We start from the raw sequence: 16,228 nt of genomic DNA on the forward strand, positions 1-16,228 counted from the left end.
GCGAAACGGAGCACGCATGTCATCCCCCGACACCCCGGTCCTCGAGGCGCTCGCCGCGCACCGGCTCGTGCCGGTCGTCGTGGTCGACGGCGCCGACGAGGGCGCCCGGCTCGCGGACGCGCTCGTGGCCGGCGGGCTGCCCGTCGCCGAGATCACGCTGCGGCTCGCGGGCGGCCTCGACGCCATCCGCGCGGTCGCGAAGAACCAGCCCGACGTCGTGGTCGGCGCGGGCACCGTCACCACGGTGGCCCAGGTCGACGACGTCGTCGCCGCGGGCGCCCGCTACATCGTGTCCCCGGGGCTGTCGGCCGCCGTCGTGCGCCGCGCGCAGGAGCACGGCATCCCTGTGCTGCCCGGCGTCGCCACGCCGTCGGAGATCATGGCGGCGCTCGACCTCGGCGTCGACGTGGTCAAGCTGTTCCCCGCCTCCGTGGTGGGCGGACCCGCCGCCATCAAGGCGTTCTCGGCGCCGTTCCCCGGCCTGCGGTTCGTGCCGACCGGCGGCGTCAGTGCCGCCAACCTCGGCGACTACCTCGGTCTGAAGCCGGTGATGGCCGTCGGCGGCTCCTGGATGGTCGACCGCTCGCTCGTCACCGCGGGGGACTGGGCCGAGATCACCCGCCGCACCCGCGACGCCGTGGACCTCGCGGCCACGATCGACCAGGAGAAGAACTCATGACCTCGCTCAACGTCCGCCCCGCCGAGGAGAGTGCCTACGACGTCGTCGCCCTCGGCGAGGTCATGCTCCGTCTCGACCCGGGCGACCGCCGCGTGCGCACCGCCCGCAGCTTCGACGTGTGGGAGGGCGGCGGCGAGTACAACGTGGCGCGCGGCCTGCGCCGCTGCTTCGGCCTGCGCGGCGCGATCGTCACGGCGCTGGCCGACAACGAGATCGGCCGGCTCGTCGAGGACTTCATGCTCACGGGCGGCCTCGACACCCAGTACGTGCGGTGGGTGCCCTACGACGGCATCGGCCGCGAGGTGCGCAACGGCCTGAACTTCACCGAGCGCGGCTTCGGCGCGCGCGGCGCGGTGGGCGTCAGCGACCGCGGCCACACCGCCATCGCGCAGATGCAGCCGGACGACGTCGACTGGGACGCGCTGTTCTCCCGCGGCGTGCGCTGGCTGCACACGGGCGGCATCTTCGCGGCGCTCTCCGAGAGCAGCGCGGACGTGGCCGAGGCCGCCATGTCCGCGGCCCGCCGGCACGGCACCATCGTCTCGTACGACCTGAACTACCGGCCCTCGCTGTGGAAGGGCATCGGCGGCGAGGAGCGGGCGCGCGAGGTCAACCGGCGCCTGGCGCAGCACGTGGACGTGATGATCGGCAACGAGGAGGACTTCACGGCCTCGCTCGGCTTCGAGGTCGAGGGCGTCGACGAGAACCTGACCGACCTCGACACCGGCGCGTTCCGGGCCATGATCGAGACGGCGTCGGAGGCCTACCCGAACTTCCAGGTGATCGCCACGACGCTGCGCGGGGTGCGTTCGGCGTCGCGCAACGACTGGGGCGCCATCGCCTGGTCGCGCAAGGAGGGCTTCGCCGAGGCGACGCACCGGGCGGACCTGGAGATCTTCGACCGCGTGGGCGGCGGTGACTCGTTCGCCTCCGGCCTGGCCTACGGGCTGATGGAGCTCGGCTCGCTCCAGGAGGCCGTCGAGTACGGTGCGGCGCACGGTGCGCTGGCCATGACCACCCCGGGCGACACCACCATGGCGACGCTCGCCGAGGTGGCCAAGCTGGCCGGCGGGGGCAGCGCGCGCGTGCAGCGCTGACGGGGATCGCGGGGGCGAGGTCGGGGAGCGGTCGGCGGGTGTCCGCGGACCGGACCGATCTCGCCTCCGACCAGCGCAGACAGGGTGCACGGTGCAAGGATTGGTGCCATGTCCAAGAGCATCCTGTTCATCGGTGGAAGCGGAATCATCAGTCATGCCTCGGTGGCCAGAGCCGCTCGGCTCGGGCACCGGGTGACGGTGCTCAACCGGGGTAGGTCCTCGACCCGGACGGTGCCGTCCGAGGTGGAGACGCTCGTCGCGGACGCGAACGACGCCGAGGCGGTGGCGGCCGCCCTGCGGGGCCGGGAGTTCGACGTCGTCGCCCAGTTCCGGACGTTCGGGCCGGAGCACGTGGCGCGCGACGTCGCGCAGTTCGCGGGCCGCACCGGCCAGTACGTGTTCATCTCGTCGGCGTCCGCGTACCAGACGCCGCCGTCGCGGCTGCCCGTGCGGGAGTCGACGCCGCTGCGCAACCCGTTCTGGCAGTACTCCCGCGACAAGATCGCGTGCGAGGACCTTCTGGTGCACGAGTACCGGGAGAACGGGTTCCCCGCCACGATCGTGCGGCCGTCGCACACCTACGACCGCACCGTGCTGCCGACGTCGGGCGGCTGGACGGACGTCGCCCGCATGCGCGCGGGCAAGCCGGTGATCGTGCACGGCGACGGCACCTCGCTGTGGACCATCACGCACACCGAGGACTTCGCGGTCGGGTTCGTGGGCCTGCTCGGGCACCCGCTCGCCGTGGGTGACACCTTCCACATCACCGGCACGCACGCGCCGACCTGGGACCAGATCTACACGTGGCTGGCCGAGGCCGCGGGCGTGCCCGGCCCCGACCTGGTGCACGTCGCGTCCGAGACGATCGCCCGGGCGCTGCCCGACCTGGGCCCCGGCCTGGTGGGCGACAAGGCGCACTCGATGGTCTTCGACAACTCGAAGGTGCGCACGCTCGTCCCCGAGTTCGGCACCACCATCACCTACGACATCGGCGCCGAGGAGCAGATCTCCTGGTTCGACGACCACCCCGAGGCGCAGGTGGTCGACGCCGGGCTGGACGCGGCCTTCGACCGGCTCGCGGCGCACGCCCGGTCGGTCTGAGGGCGCGCGCCGCGGCGACGGCGTCTCAGACGAACCGGTCGGGGCGGCAGCCCGCGAGCTCGGGCGCCGCGGCCCCCGTCGTGATCTCCTCGGCGGCGAGACGGCCGGCCGCGGCGGCCAGCGTGATGCCCGAGTGCATCGCGGCAAGGTACAGGCCGGCCGTGCCCGGTGCGGCTCCGACGATCGGTTCGCCGTCCGCCGGCATCGGCCGCCAGCCGACCTCCGCGGAGACGATCTCGACGTCCGACGCCCCGGGAAAGAACCGGAGCAGGGATCGCCGGGCGGCCTCGGCGGTGTCCTGGAGGGCCGCCCGGTTCGTCTGCCCCTCGTAGGCCAGCGGAAGCAGCAGGGTCCCGTCCGGACACTGCCGTACCTCCAGCTCCGGGCGGGCGACGATCGTCCGCACCAGGCCCGGTGCGGCGCGCAGGCGCACCAGGACGGCGGGCGACGACTCCACCGGCACCTCGACACCGATGCCGGCGGCCAGGGCTGTGGTCCCGGTCCCGGCGGCCAGGACCACGGTCGATGCCGGGAGCACCTCGGCGCCCGTCCGGACGCCCGTCACGGCCGAGCCGTCCCGCACGAGCCCGGTCGCCGGGGTGCCGACCCGGAGCTCGGCGCCACGCTCGACGGCCGCCGCGACGAGCAGCTCCGTGACCTCGACGGGGTCGAGGGCGCCGTCGTCCGGGGCGTGGTGCGGGGCGCCGGAGTCGTCGTCCCAGGTGAGGGACCCGGTCCACGAGACCTGGAGGTCGGGCAGCTCGCGCTGCAGCCGCCGGTACTCGTCCAGGGCGAGAAACCGTAGCGGTGCCGACGGAAGGTCGCAGGTCTCCGGCCGTCCGATCCACGCGAACGAGGAGCCGGTGGCGCCGGAGGCGGGCAGGCCCGCGTCCAGCAGGGTCACCGCCTGCCCGAGCGCGGCGAGGTGGTAGGTGACGGAGGCACCGACGATGCCGGCGCCCACCACGATGACTCGGTTCGACATGAACCCCACCCTCTCAGGCCAGGGGCGCCGTCGACTCCCGGACCACCAGCTCCGTCGAGAGGTTGAGCCGGCGGACCTTGGGTGACCTGCCCCGGGCGATGTCGAGCAGGATCTCGGTGGCGGCCGCACCCATCTCGCGGAGCGGCTGCCGCACCGTGGTGAGCGGCGGGCCCACCCAGGACGCCAGCGGCAGGTCGTCGTAGCCGACCACCGACAGGTCCTCCGGGACCCGCAGGCCGAGCTGGTGCGCGGCCCGGAGCACGCCGAGGGCCTGCATGTCGGACCCAGCGAACACCGCCGTGGGCCGGTCCGGCCGGGACAGCAGGTCCAGCCCCAGCTCGAAGCCCGCCTCGACGTAGAAGTTCCCCTCGCGCACGAGCGCGGGGTCCACGGCCGCGCCCGCCTCCTCGTGCGCCGACCGGAACCCGTCGACGCGGGCGCGGCTGCACAGCATGTTCCACGGCCCGGTGATCATCCCGATCCGGCGGTGGCCCAGCGCGAGCAGGTGCCGCGTGGCCTGCAGCCCGCCGTTCCAGTTGTCGGAGCCCACGGAGGCGACGTCGGCCGGCGGCTCGCCGTCGGTGTCGATCACCACGTACGGGATGCCGCGCCGGTCGAGCTGCTGGTGCTGCGCCTCCGAGAGGTTCGCGGCGACGAGCAGCACGCCCAGCGGCGGCCGCGCGATGGTGGTGTCGAGCCACCGGGCGGGCGGCCGGTGCTCGCCGCCCAGCTCGGACAGGATCACGCTGGTCCGCAGCTCGGCGGCGGCGTCCTCCACGCCCCGGATGATCTCCATGGACCAGGCCGAGCCCAGGCGGTGGAAGACCAGGTCGATCAGCCCGCTGCCCGCGGGCGCCGTGGCCGGACGCCGCCGCCGGTACTGGTGCTTCTCCAGCGCGGCCTCGACGCGGTCACGCGTCGCGGGGGCGACGTCGGCCCGGCCGTTGAGCACCTTGGACACGGTGGGCACCGAGAGACCGAGCTCGCGCGCGATCGACGCGATGGTCGGCCCGGGGCTCACGCCGGTCATCGCACCCACCTTTCGGTCATGTCTGCGGAACTTTCGACCCGAAGGTACACCGTCTCACGCCAGCATCGGGTCTCACTCGCGGCATGGAATGCCGTGTCTGGATCGTAATCACCACGTTCTGGGCATGTCTTGACGTGTCGCCGGATCTCACCCTACTGTCCCTCACGACAAGCACTATCGGCATCGACGTCGATAGTTTCGAAAACGTTCCACAAAGAGGTGGGGATGGCTACAGAGCTACGCGGCAAGGAAACGTGGGGCCTGGCTCTGCGCAAGCACTGGCGCCTCTACAGCCTCGCGCTCCTGCCGATCATCTGGTTCCTGGTCTTCCGCTACCTGCCCATGGCCGGCAACGTCATCGCCTTCCGCCGGTTCCGGCCGGGCGGGTCGATCTTCGGCGAGGAATGGGTCGGCTTCTACTACATCGAGCGGTTCATCCAGGACCAGGCGTTCTGGCAGGCGTTCCAGAACACGGTGATCATCGGCGCGCTGACGCTCGTGATCGTGTTCCCGCTGCCGATCATCCTGGCGCTCCTGCTCAACGAGCTCCGCTCGCGGGTGTTCAAGCGGTTCGTGCAGACGGTCAGCTACCTGCCGCACTTCATGTCCGTCGTGATCGTCGCGGGCTTCGTGTTCGAGCTGACGTCGCTGGACGGCACGGTCAACCGCCTGGTCAAGCTGTTCGGCGGCGACCCGGTCTCGTTCATGCAGCAGGCCGACTGGTTCCGCACCATCTACGTGTCGTCCGAGGTCTGGCAGACGGTGGGCTGGGGCACGATCCTCTACCTGGCCACGCTGACCACCATCGACGCGCAGCTCTACGAGGCGGCCCGCATCGACGGCGCCAACCGCTGGCAGCAGACGTGGCACGTCACGCTGCCCGGCATCCGGCCCACGATGATGGTGCTGCTCATCCTGAACATCGGCCAGTTCATGCAGGTGGGCTTCGAGAAGATCTTCCTGCTCTATAACACGCTGACCCAGCCGACGGCGGACGTGATCTCCACGTACATCTACCGCGTCGGCCTCACCTCGGGGCAGCTGAGCTACGCCACGGCGATCGGCCTGTTCGAGGCCGTGATCGGCCTGGTCCTCGTCTTCTCCGCCAACGCCATCTCGCGCCGAGTCACCGGGAGCTCCCTGTGGTGAACACCGCCCCCGCCCCGACCACCGACCCGGTGAGCACCGGCGTCCCCGACCTGGCCCGGCCCCGGCCGGAGACGACCACGGTCAAGGACACGCCCGGCTACACGGTGTTCCGCTGGGTCAACACGACCGTCCTGGTGCTGGTCGCCGCCGTCACGCTCTACCCGTTCCTCAACCTGGCGGCGCGGGCGTTCAGCTCCGAGGCCGCGATCCGCAGCGGCGACGTGACCGTGTGGCCCATCGGGTTCAACACGACCACCCTCATGTCCGTGCTGGAGCAGGACCTGTTCTGGCGCAACTACCTCAACACCGTGGTCTACACGGTGGTGGGCACCGCGATCGCCATGGCGCTGACCACGACGTTCGCCTACGTGCTGTCGAAGAAGTACCTCAAGGGCCGCATGATCCTGGTCGGCTTCGCGGTCTTCACGATGTTCTTCACCGGCGGCCTCATCCCGAACTACATCCTGGTCAGCGAGCTCGGCTTCAAGAACACGATCTGGGCCGTCGTCGTACCGCAGGCCATCAACGTCTTCAACCTGCTCGTCATGAAGTCGTTCTTCGAGAACTTCCCCGTGGAGCTCGAGGAGGCGGCCGCGATCGACGGGCTGACCACCTACGGGATCTTCTTCCGCGTGGTGCTGCCGCTCAGCAAGGCGGTGCTCGCGACGATGGTCCTCTTCTACGCGGTCTGGTTCTGGAACTCCTGGTTCCCCGCGTTCCTCTACATGGACGACCCGGAGATGTACCCGGTCACGGTGTTCCTGCGGAACATCATCGCCGGCGCCACCGGCACCGGCGAGGGGCTGAGCGACGTCGCCGTCCAGATCGGGGCCAACGTCAAGGCAGTGACGATGCTGCTCACGGCGCTGCCCATCGTCTGCCTCTACCCGTTCGTCCAGAAGTACTTCGTGTCCGGCGTGATGCTCGGCTCCGTCAAGGGCTGAGCACGCCGGACCACCGCACCGATCCGCCGTCGGACGACGACGTTCACACCCCGGAGGAAGTCAATGATGATCACCCCTAGAAAGGCTGCCGCGGCGACCGCCGCGGTCGCCCTCGGACTCACGCTCACGGCGTGCTCGTCCGGCGACGACGACGGCGCCGCCGTCGACATGGCCGACAAGATGGTCGGCGCCATGGAGGACTACGGCGTCGGCACCACCTTCAAGGCGACCGAGCCGCTGGAGTTCGGGCTCATGTACCGCGACCACCCGAACTACCCGCTCCAGAAGGACTGGTCGATCCTCAAGGCGTTCGAGGAGGAGCACAACGTCACCTTCGACATCCAGTCGGTGCCCCTGGCCGACTGGCAGCAGAAGCGGGCGCTCCTGATCAGCTCCGGCGACGCCGCCGACCTGATCCCGTCCACCTACGCGGCCGACGTCGAGACGCTCACCTCGGGCGGCGCCGTCCTGCCGATCTCGGACTACCTCGACTACCTGCCGAACTTCCAGGACAAGGTCGAGAAGTGGGGCCTGCAGGACGAGCTGGACCGGCTGCGGCAGGCCGACGGCAAGTTCTACGTGCTGCCCGGCCTGCACGAGAACCCCAAGCCGTCCTACTCGATCGCGATCCGCGAGGACTGGTGGGAGGACGCCGGCCTGGAGGACCCGAAGACCTGGGACGAGTTCGCCGACCAGCTCGAGGTCATCAAGGAGGAGCACCCCGAGCTCGACTACCCGTACACCGAGCGCTGGTCCATCAACGGCCCGATGGAGGCCACCATGCAGGCCGCGGCCGGCAACTTCGGCACCGAGGCGGGCTGGGGCTACGGCGACGGCGTGACCTGGACCGGCTCCGAGTACGAGTACACGGGCGCGTCCGAGGGCTACAAGGAGCTCGTCTCCTACTTCGCCGACCTGGTGGACCGCGGCCTGCTCGACCCCGAGGGGCTCACGCAGGAGGACGACCCGGCCATCGCCAAGCTGACCACCGGCAAGGTCGCCGCCCTCGGCGTCAACGACCAGGAGATGACGCGGTACCGCACCGGCTTCGAGGAGGCCGGCGACAAGGACGCGAAGCTCAAGGAGATCGTGGTCCCGGCCGGGCCGGCCGGCAACATCATGGACGCCACGACCGGCGGCCAGTTCGAGTCCGGCATCGCGCTGTCCTCCAGCGCCGCCGAGCGCGACGACTTCGTGGCCATGCTGCAGTTCGTCGACTGGCTGTACTACTCCGACGAGGGCCTCGAGTTCGCCAAGTGGGGCATCGAGGGCGAGACCTACACCAAGGACGCCGACGGCACCCGCACCCTGGCCGACGACGTCGACTGGAGCGGCCTCAACCCGGGCGCCCCGAAGCTGCTGAACACCGACTTCGGCTACTACAACGGCGTCTGGTCGCTGGCCCACGGCTCCACCTCGGACCTGGTCAGGTCGACGCTCACGCCCGAGGTGCAGGACTTCCTCGACCAGATGAACCAGAAGGACGTCGCGGAGAACGGCCCCGCCATCGCGATGGACGAGATGCAGCGCGAGGAGTCCTCCCTGCTGCAGACCAACCTGCAGGACCTGGTCATGACGGCGACGTCCCAGTTCATCCTGGGCGACCGCTCGCTCGACGAGTGGGACGCGTACGTCGCTGAGCTGGAGGCCGCAGGCATGCCGACGTACGTCGACACGGTCAACCAGGCGGCAGGCGTCACCGAGTAACCCCTCCGTCGAGTGCTGGGTAGGTGCTGGTCTCGGCTGTCCGAGCCAACACCTACCCAGCACTCGACGAGGCTGGAGAGGAGAGTTGTGGAGCGGGTTCTCGTATCGGGTTCCGGGGGCGGGGTGCTCGGGGACGCCTGGCGTACCTGTGTGGGCACGGGGCGGTTCAACCTGGCGCTGCGCCATGACTACCAGGAGTCGCTGGCCCTGGTGCAGCGGGAGATCGGCTTCCGGTACATCCGGGGCCACGGCATCCTGCACGACGACGTCGCGGTGCACCGCACGTACGACGCCGCCGGCCACCGGGGTACCGCCTACGTGTTCACCTACGTGGACCAGGTGGTCGACGCCTACCTCAGGCTCGGGATCAAGCCGTTCCTGGAGCTCGGGTTCATGCCCAAGGCCCTCGCCTCCGGCGACCAGACGGTGTTCTGGTGGCTGGGCAACGTGACCCCGCCCCGCGACCACGCCGAGTGGGCGAGCCTCGTGCGCGCCCTGCTGCGGCACCTCGTGGACCGGTACGGCCTCGACGAGGTGCGGACCTGGCCCGTCGAGGTGTGGAACGAGCCCAACCTGACGCACTTCTGGGCCGGCGCCGACCAGGAGGCGTACTTCCGCCTCTACGAGACCTCCGTGCACGCGGTGCAGGACGTCGACGCGTCGCTCCAGGTGGGCGGCCCCGCCATCTCTCCCGGGGCGGACGACTGGTGGGAGCCGTTCGCCGAGTTCGTCACCCGGCGGGACCTGCCCGCCGACTTCCTCTCCGTGCACGCCTACAGCTCCGGCCCGGCGCAGCACGTGCCGTTCGGCGTCTACCAGACGTTCCGAGGGCCGCAGCACCTGCTCGACCAGTTCGCCCGGCCCGGCAAGATCCTCGCCGGGACGGCGCTCGCGGGCCGGCCGCTGCACGTCACGGAGTTCAACACGAGCTACCGGCCCGACAACCCCGTGCACGACACGGCCTGGAACGCGGCCTACCTCGCACCCGTGCTCGCGGGCGGCGGCGAGCACGCCGACTCCTTCTCCTACTGGACGTTCTGCGACGTCTTCGAGGAGGAGGGCGTGCCGGCGTCGTTCTTCCACGGCGGGTTCGGCATGCTGGGCCATCGCCAGGTGCGCAAGCCGACCTACCACCTGTACGCGTTCATGGCGCGGATGGGTCAGGAGGTGCTGGCGCGCGGCGCCGACCACCTGGTCACGCGTCATGCCGCCACGGGCCGGGTGACGGTACTCGCCTGGCAGCCCGTGGGCGGCACCGACGACCCGGCCGAGCCGGACCGCCACGAGATCCGCCTGAGCCTCCCCGTCGGGTCAGCCGCACAGGTCACCGGAGGGACCCACGGGTCTGACACGTCGCGGGTGTTCGTGATGCGGTACGACGTGGACGAGACCGCCGGCAACGCGTGGGCGGCGTGGCGCGAGATGGGCCGGCCCGCGTCGCCGTCGGGCAGGCAGCTCGACGCGCTGCACGAGGCGAGCGAGCCCGCCCGGCGCGCCTTCTCCCTCCCCGTCGTCCCGGCGGCGGACGGCGGCCGGGTCGAGCTCGACCTGACGCTCGGCCGGCACGGCATCACCCTGGTGACCCTGGACCCGGTCCGCGACGAGACCCCGTCCTGGCTGGACGACGCGCGGATCCTGGGCCGGACCCTGAACTCGAACGACAGCCGGACCTCGAACGACAAGGACGACGCGTGACCGACTCGAAGATCCTGTACGGCGGCGACTACAACCCGGAGCAGTGGCCGCGGGCCGTCTGGGAGGACGACTACGCCGCGTTCGACAAGGCGTCGATCGACACGGTCACGCTCAACGTGTTCGCCTGGGCCACGCTCCAGCCGGACGAGGACACCTACGACTTCGCACGGCTCGACGAGATCGTGGCCCGCGCGGTGGAGGGCGGGCGCGGCATCGTGCTGGCGACGTCCACCGGCGCGCTGCCGCCGTGGCTGGCGCACCGGCACCCCGGGGTGGAGCGCACCGACTTCCAGGGCCGGCGCCACGTGTTCGGGCAGCGCCACAACGCGTGCCCCAGCTCGCCGGTCTACCGGCGGCTGTCGGCGGAGCTGGCCGGCCGGATCGCCGAGCGGTACGCCGGCACGCCCGGCCTGATCGCGTGGCACGTCGGCAACGAGTACGGCGGGTTCGACGGCGGCTGCTGGTGCGACCTGTGCGCCGCCGGGTTCCGGGACTGGCTGCGCGCGCGGTACGGCACGGTGGAGCGCCTGAACGAGGCGTGGAACGCGACGTTCTGGTCGCACACGTTCTCCGACTGGGCGCAGATCGTGCCGCCGAACATGCTCAGCGAGCACTGGCGCGGACCGGACCACACGGCGTTCCAGGGCATCACGCTGGACTACCGGCGGTTCATGTCGGACGCGATGCTCGCCAACTACCGCGACGAGAAGGCGCGCATCCGCGAGCACGACGCGACCACGCCTGTGACGACCAACTTCATGGGCATGTTCCGGCCGATCGACTACCACCGGTGGGCCGACGACCTCGACTTCGCCTCCTGGGACAACTACCCGCCGGGGCCGCGCGAGCACGCGCGCATGGCCCTGGCCCACGACGTCATGCGCGGGATCAAGGACGGCGCGCCCTTCTGGGTCATGGAGCAGACGCCGACCATCACCGCCTCGCGCGACGTGAACCCGGTGAAGCGGCCGGGGGTGCTGCGGCTGTGGTCGTGGCAGGCCGTGGCGCACGGCGCCGACGCCGTCCTCTACTTCCAGATGCGGCAGTCGAAGGGGGCGAGCGAGAAGTACCACGGCGCCGTCCTGGACCACGCCGGGCGCACGGACACGCGGTCGTTCCGCGAGGTCGCGGCCCTGGGCGGCGAGCTGGCCGGGCTGGGGGACGCCGTGGTCGGCGCCCGGACGCCCGCCCGCGTCGCGCTGCTCTTCGACTGGGACTCCTGGTGGGTCGCCGAGATGACGGACGGCTTCAACCGGCACGCACGCTACGTGGACACGGTGCTGGCGTACTACCGCGCGCTGTGGCAGGCGGGCGCCCAGGTCGACGTCGTGCCCACCACGGCGGACCTGACGCGGTACGACGTGGTGCTCGCCCCCATGCTGCACGTGCTGAAGGGTGACGTCGCCGCGCGGCTGGCGGCCGTCACGGAACGCGGGGGCTCGGTGCTCGCGTCGTTCTGGTCGGGACGCGCGGACGAGGACGCCAACGCCTACCTCATGGACGCGCCCGGGCCGCTGGCCCCGCTGTTCGGCATCCGGGTCGAGGAGACCGACTCGGCCGAGCCGGGCGTCGCCAACCCCGTGACGCTGACCGACGGGGCCGACGAGGTGGTGTCCGCGGCGCAGCTCGTGTTCGAGGTGCTCGTGCCGGAGGGCGCCGACGTGGTCGGCACCTACGGCACCGAGTTCTACGCGGGCACGCCCGCGGTGACACGGCACCGGCCCGGCGGGGCCGACGACGGCGGCGAGGCCTGGTACGTCGCGACCGGCCTGGACGACGCCGGCGTGGAGTGGGTCGTGCGCCGGGTGCTCGACCGGCACGGTCTCGTGGGCCCGTACGCCGACGTGCCCGACGTCGAGCTCGCCGTGCGGGCCAAGGACGGCGTGCGGTTCGCCTTCGTGCTGTCGCACGCGACCGGGCCCGTCGAGGTCACGGCGCACGCGTCCGGCGTCGACCTGCTGACCGGCCGGACCGTGCGGCAGGGGGAGACGCTCCGGCTCGACCCGACCGACGTCGTGCTGCTGCGCGAGGACCCGCCCGGGGAGCCGGCGTGAGCTACGGCGGCGCGGGCGGCCCGGGCGCCGGGCGCCGGGGGGACGGCGAGCGGCGCGAGTTCGGCGAGGGCGTGCTCGGCCGCGCCACCGCGGTCGTGTACTGGCACCTGATCGTCGAGCTGCTGCTCGTCGTCGCCGTCCTCCCGGGCGCGCTGGCGTCGCTCCTCCTGGAGCGGACGCCGGGCTATGCGCTCCTGTTCGCGCTGTGCCTGCTGCCGGTGGGCCCGGCGGTGGCGGCGGGGCTGTTCGCCCTCCGGGACCGCACGCGGGCCGAGGGGCTCACCCCGGCGGCGTCGTTCTGGCGCGGGTACCGCCTGAACTGGAAGGACGCCCTGCGGGTGTGGGTGCCCGCGCTCGTCGTGGGTGTGGTGGTCGTGCTGGGACTGGCGAACGTGGGCGCGGGCGGCGTGCCCGGCTGGTACGCGGGGGTGCTCGTCGTGGTGGGCGCGGGCCTGGCCCTGTGGGCCGTGAACGCGCTGGTGATCGTGTCGTTCTTCGGCTTCCGCACCCGGGACTCGGTGCGGCTCGCGGCGCACTACCTGGGCGCCCGGCCGCTCGTGACGCTGGGCACGCTCTCGCTGCTGGTGCTGGCCGCCGGGATCGTGGTGCTGACCACGGAGGCCGTGTTCGGCCTGCTCGCGGTGGTCTGGCTCGCCCTCGTGCTGCGCAACGCGGCGCCCCTTCTGGCCGACGTCGAGCAGCGGTTCACGCCTGCGGGCTGAGTAGTGGTCAGGAGAGCATTGTCCGATCTGCGGCCTTGCGCCAAGGTGAGCGCATGGCTATCAAGCAGGGGGACCCGGGACGGCTGACGTACCGCTATCTACGCGTGGCGATCGTGGCCGTGGTGCTGGTGCTGTTCGTGTCGCTGACCATGCAGATCGTCGCCGACCACGGGCGGCTGGACTCCGGCGAGGAGTGGTGGCACGCGTCGATCAGCGCGTACTTCTACTCGCCGGTGCAGAGCGTCTTCGTGGGCACGCTCGTGGCCATCGGCACCTGCCTCATCGCGATCAAGGGCCGGCACGGCGCCGAGGAGGTGCTGCTCAACTTCGCGGGCATGTTCGCCGTCGTCGTCGCGCTCGTGCCCACGCCGCTCGACGCCGCGATGTGCACCGGCGAGCCGTACTGCGTGGACGTGCCCGAGCGGGTCGGCAACAACATCGGCACGCTGCTGCTGGTCGGCGGCCTGGTGCTGGTGCTCGCCACCTGGCCGCGACGTCGCGACCTGGGCGGCTTCCACGGCTGGGACCTGTGGCTCACCTGGCTGACGTGGGCCGCGACCGGCGTCTGGCTGCTGGTGTGGCCCGGCAGCTTCCTCACGACGGCGCACTACGCCGCGGCCGTGCTGCTGTTCGGCTGCCTGGTGGCCGTCGCCTGGATCAACGGCTCGGACCAGGCCGTGACTGCCCAGGCGCTCGAACGGCTGCGCGGCCTGTCGCCCGCGGCCTACCGGATCTGGTACCGCTGGATCGCGGTGGTGATGGCCGTGGTGCTCGTGGTGGGCCTGGCGACCATGGTCGTGCTCGACCGGTTCCTCCCCGACCTGTTCCCGCAGACGCTGTTCGTGGTCGAGACCGTGCTGATGCTGGTCTTCGCGCTCTTCTGGGCGCTGCAGACCATCCAGTTCTGGGACATCGGCCTGCCCGCCCGCGCCCGCGTCGAGAGCAGCAAGGTACCGGGCGACACGCCGTAGCGGTCGGCCGCCGGGCGTGTCGCCAGGGGGGGAACGTCACTGCGCCAGGTGTGTTGCTGTGAGTGGACAGTGTCTACTCACAGCAACACACCCCGGAGACGTAACGTCTTCCCCGACGCGCGGCCCCGCCGGGATCGCGTGGACCTGCTGCCGAACCCGGAGAGTGCCGCCCGATGAACGTGACCCGATCGATCGTCCTGTTTGTGGCAGCCGCCCTCTTCGAGATCGGCGGCGCCTGGCTCGTGTGGCAGGGCATCCGCGAGCACAAGGGCTGGCTCTGGATCGGCGCCGGCGTGATCGCCCTGGGCCTGTACGGGTTCTTCGCGACGCTGCAGCCGGACGCCAACTTCGGCCGCATCCTGGCCGCCTACGGGGGCATCTTCGTGGCCGGCTCCCTGGTCTGGGGCATGGCCGTGGACGGCTTCCGCCCCGACCGCTGGGACGTGACCGGCGCGCTGATCTGCCTGGTCGGGGTAGCGGTGATCATGTACGCCCCGCGCCCGGACGCTGGCTAGGCGTCCGCTCGCGAGGCGCTACAGCGGGCGGCTGAACATCCTGCGGTTGGCGAAGCTGCGGTAGCCGGCACGCTGGAACGCCCTGAACATGGCGACGTTGCCGCCGTCGCAGTCGCCACGGACCTCCGTCGCGCCCGCTGTGACCAGGACATGCGTCCCGCGTGCGACGGCGGCGGTGGCGTAGCCGTGACCGCGTCCGGCCGGTGCGACGGCGATCAGGCCGATCACGGCGGAGCTCGCGGTCCGGGCGGGCAGGCTGACCGCGACCGGCCGGTCCTGCTCGTCGTAGCCGATCTCGAACCAGCCCGGTTCGTGGTCCAGCTCGCGCATCTCGGCGAGGTTGCGCTCGGCGGCGCCCCGCACGCCGTGCTCGGCGACCTCGGCGAGGAAGATCGAGTCCTTCGTGTCCGTGAAGGTGTCGGCGAGCAGGTCGACGAACGGCTCCTCGCCCAGCTCCGCGAGCGACCGCCAGCGCAGCCGGTCGTCCTGGGCGGGCAGCGGGTCGCCGTCCGACCGGATGAACCGGTGCCCGTCGCGGTCGAGGGAGAAGCCCTGGGCGGTGAGCAGCCGCACCCGCCGCTCTGGGTCGTGCTGGAACTGCGGGGCCTGGCTCGGCGCGTCCAGGACGTGCCCCTGCGTCTCCGCGCCGAGCGAGCGGGCCAGCTCGGCAGCGTGCGTCAGCAGGGCGGCGGCCGTCTCGTCGTCGCCCGGCTCGAAGAGCACGACGTCCATCGGCACCGAGCGGCCCGGGATGGTCCAGAGCACGACGTTCCCGACGAGCTCACCGCCCCGCTCTGCGACCAGGCACCAGTCCGCGCGGGTGCAGCCGCTATCGAGCAGGCCCGCGAGGTAGGCCGCGGTCGCGCCGTTGCGCGCGTCGTCGTCCGCGTACGTGGTCAGCGCGGGGAACTCGTCGGGCCGAGCGGGCCGGATCGTCAGCACAGTCACGTTCCTTCGTCGGTGTTCGTCAGCAGCGCATGCTAACCGCGGGCGCCGAACATCGACGCCAGCTCGCCCGCGACCAGGTCCAGGTCCGGGTGGCCGGAGGCAACCCTCATCACGAGGGCCTCGTGGTCGTCGACCGTGCGGGCCAGGTCCGGGTGGCCGTTGACCCGGTACGTCGCCGCGACGACGATCCAGGCGAGCCGCTTGTTGCCGTCGACGAGCGGGTGGTTGCGGTTCACCGAGTCGAGCGTGGCCGCCATCTTGAGGTGGATGCCCGGGTAGAGCTCCTGACCGTACGAGCTCATGCTCGCCCGGCTCAGGGCCGACTCCAGCAGGCCGTGATCGCGGACGACCGGCTTGATCCGCTCGGCCACGTCGAACATCTGCAGGGCGACGTGCGCCGGGACGAGGTGCGTCACTGGCCGAGCCGGTTCAGGAGCTCCCGGTCACGGGTGCCGACGTGCTCGGCCGCCGCCAGCCAGTCCTCCTCGGTGGGCCGGTCCTGCGAGCCGGCGGCGTCCTCGGTCGGCTGGTTCTCGGGGCGGGGCGTCGGGTTCGTCATGGCGGCCTTCCTGGTGAGAGGTTCCTGCGGCCTGACCATCGCACGCCCGGGCGCCCGGCGCCGATGACTTTT

Annotated in this window: 16 protein-coding genes; 11 read left to right on the forward strand and 5 right to left on the reverse strand. The window is 71.5% G+C overall.

All coding sequences use genetic code 11. The features are described 5' to 3' along the window. Positions 1-16: 16 nt before the first annotated feature. The 3 genes from eda to ACIPN7_RS03415 all read left to right on the forward strand — a co-directional run bounded on the left by eda (position 17) and on the right by ACIPN7_RS03415 (position 2,877). Complete coding sequence (gene eda / locus ACIPN7_RS03405; RefSeq protein ID WP_400537978.1) at positions 17-679, forward strand: bifunctional 4-hydroxy-2-oxoglutarate aldolase/2-dehydro-3-deoxy-phosphogluconate aldolase; 663 nt, start codon at positions 17-19, stop codon at positions 677-679. Beyond that, a complete protein-coding gene (locus ACIPN7_RS03410) occupies positions 676-1,776 on the forward strand; it encodes a sugar kinase (RefSeq protein ID WP_400537980.1) in 1,101 nt (366 codons plus the stop codon). The genes eda and ACIPN7_RS03410 overlap by 4 nt, the downstream gene beginning before the upstream one ends. Before the next feature lie 108 nt (positions 1,777-1,884). Then, complete coding sequence (locus tag ACIPN7_RS03415; RefSeq protein WP_400537982.1) at positions 1,885-2,877, forward strand: NAD-dependent epimerase/dehydratase family protein; 993 nt, start codon at positions 1,885-1,887, stop codon at positions 2,875-2,877. Positions 2,878-2,902: 25 nt separating this feature from the next. Here ACIPN7_RS03415 and ACIPN7_RS03420 read toward each other — a convergent pair whose 3' ends face one another. Both ACIPN7_RS03420 and ACIPN7_RS03425 read right to left on the reverse strand, forming a co-directional pair. Continuing rightward, the gene (locus tag ACIPN7_RS03420; protein ID WP_400537984.1) at positions 2,903-3,862 is read right to left on the reverse strand and encodes an NAD(P)/FAD-dependent oxidoreductase; all 960 of its coding nucleotides are present in this window, start codon (positions 3,860-3,862) and stop codon (positions 2,903-2,905) included. A 13-nt stretch (positions 3,863-3,875) separates the two neighbouring features. Further along, positions 3,876-4,892: a LacI family DNA-binding transcriptional regulator gene (locus tag ACIPN7_RS03425; RefSeq protein ID WP_400537985.1), complete on the reverse strand. Its 1,017-nt coding sequence runs from the start codon at positions 4,890-4,892 to the stop codon at positions 3,876-3,878. Positions 4,893-5,117: 225 nt separating this feature from the next. Here ACIPN7_RS03425 and ACIPN7_RS03430 point away from each other — a divergent pair, with 225 nt between their 5' ends. The 8 genes from ACIPN7_RS03430 to ACIPN7_RS03465 all read left to right on the forward strand — a co-directional run bounded on the left by ACIPN7_RS03430 (position 5,118) and on the right by ACIPN7_RS03465 (position 14,649). Then, complete coding sequence (locus ACIPN7_RS03430) at positions 5,118-6,041, forward strand: ABC transporter permease (RefSeq protein WP_400537987.1); 924 nt, start codon at positions 5,118-5,120, stop codon at positions 6,039-6,041. After that, positions 6,035-6,985, forward strand: coding sequence for a carbohydrate ABC transporter permease (locus tag ACIPN7_RS03435; protein ID WP_400537989.1), 951 nt, complete (start codon positions 6,035-6,037; stop codon positions 6,983-6,985). Before ACIPN7_RS03430 ends, ACIPN7_RS03435 begins: the two co-directional genes overlap by 7 nt. Positions 6,986-7,051: 66 nt before the next feature. Then, positions 7,052-8,692: an extracellular solute-binding protein gene (locus tag ACIPN7_RS03440; protein ID WP_400537991.1), complete on the forward strand. Its 1,641-nt coding sequence runs from the start codon at positions 7,052-7,054 to the stop codon at positions 8,690-8,692. An 87-nt stretch (positions 8,693-8,779) separates the two neighbouring features. Continuing rightward, a complete protein-coding gene (locus ACIPN7_RS03445) occupies positions 8,780-10,387 on the forward strand; it encodes a xylan 1,4-beta-xylosidase (protein WP_400537993.1) in 1,608 nt (535 codons plus the stop codon). Beyond that, the gene (locus ACIPN7_RS03450; protein ID WP_400537995.1) at positions 10,384-12,441 is read left to right on the forward strand and encodes a beta-galactosidase; all 2,058 of its coding nucleotides are present in this window, start codon (positions 10,384-10,386) and stop codon (positions 12,439-12,441) included. The genes ACIPN7_RS03445 and ACIPN7_RS03450 overlap by 4 nt, the downstream gene beginning before the upstream one ends. Beyond that, entirely contained in the window at positions 12,438-13,163 is a 726-nt protein-coding gene (locus ACIPN7_RS03455) for a DUF624 domain-containing protein (RefSeq protein ID WP_400537997.1), read from the forward strand. Before ACIPN7_RS03450 ends, ACIPN7_RS03455 begins: the two co-directional genes overlap by 4 nt. Positions 13,164-13,216: 53 nt before the next feature. Continuing rightward, positions 13,217-14,134, forward strand: a complete 918-nt coding sequence (locus ACIPN7_RS03460; RefSeq protein WP_400537999.1) for a hypothetical protein — start codon at positions 13,217-13,219, stop codon at positions 14,132-14,134. A 173-nt stretch (positions 14,135-14,307) separates the two neighbouring features. Next, positions 14,308-14,649, forward strand: coding sequence for a YnfA family protein (locus tag ACIPN7_RS03465; RefSeq protein WP_020015875.1), 342 nt, complete (start codon positions 14,308-14,310; stop codon positions 14,647-14,649). 18 nt (positions 14,650-14,667) lie between these two features. On the opposite strand, the gene ACIPN7_RS03470 is transcribed toward ACIPN7_RS03465, so the two are convergent. Genes ACIPN7_RS03470 through ACIPN7_RS03480 form a run of 3 tightly spaced genes read right to left on the reverse strand, consistent with a single transcriptional unit; the run spans position 14,668 to position 16,156 of the window. Beyond that, positions 14,668-15,597 carry a GNAT family N-acetyltransferase gene (locus ACIPN7_RS03470; protein ID WP_400538001.1) on the reverse strand — a complete coding sequence of 310 codons (930 nt, stop codon included), beginning with the start codon at positions 15,595-15,597 and terminating at the stop codon, positions 14,668-14,670. A 32-nt stretch (positions 15,598-15,629) separates the two neighbouring features. Then, on the reverse strand, positions 15,630-16,013 hold the full coding sequence (locus ACIPN7_RS03475) for a type II toxin-antitoxin system death-on-curing family toxin (protein WP_400538003.1): 384 nt from the start codon (positions 16,011-16,013) through the stop codon (positions 15,630-15,632). Continuing rightward, complete coding sequence (locus ACIPN7_RS03480) at positions 16,010-16,156, reverse strand: hypothetical protein (RefSeq protein ID WP_400538005.1); 147 nt, start codon at positions 16,154-16,156, stop codon at positions 16,010-16,012. Before ACIPN7_RS03480 ends, ACIPN7_RS03475 begins: the two co-directional genes overlap by 4 nt. Positions 16,157-16,228 lie beyond the last annotated feature (72 nt).

This window comes from Promicromonospora sp. NPDC090134, from assembly GCF_044746965.1.
Taxonomy (GTDB): Bacteria; Actinomycetota; Actinomycetes; order Actinomycetales; family Cellulomonadaceae; genus Promicromonospora.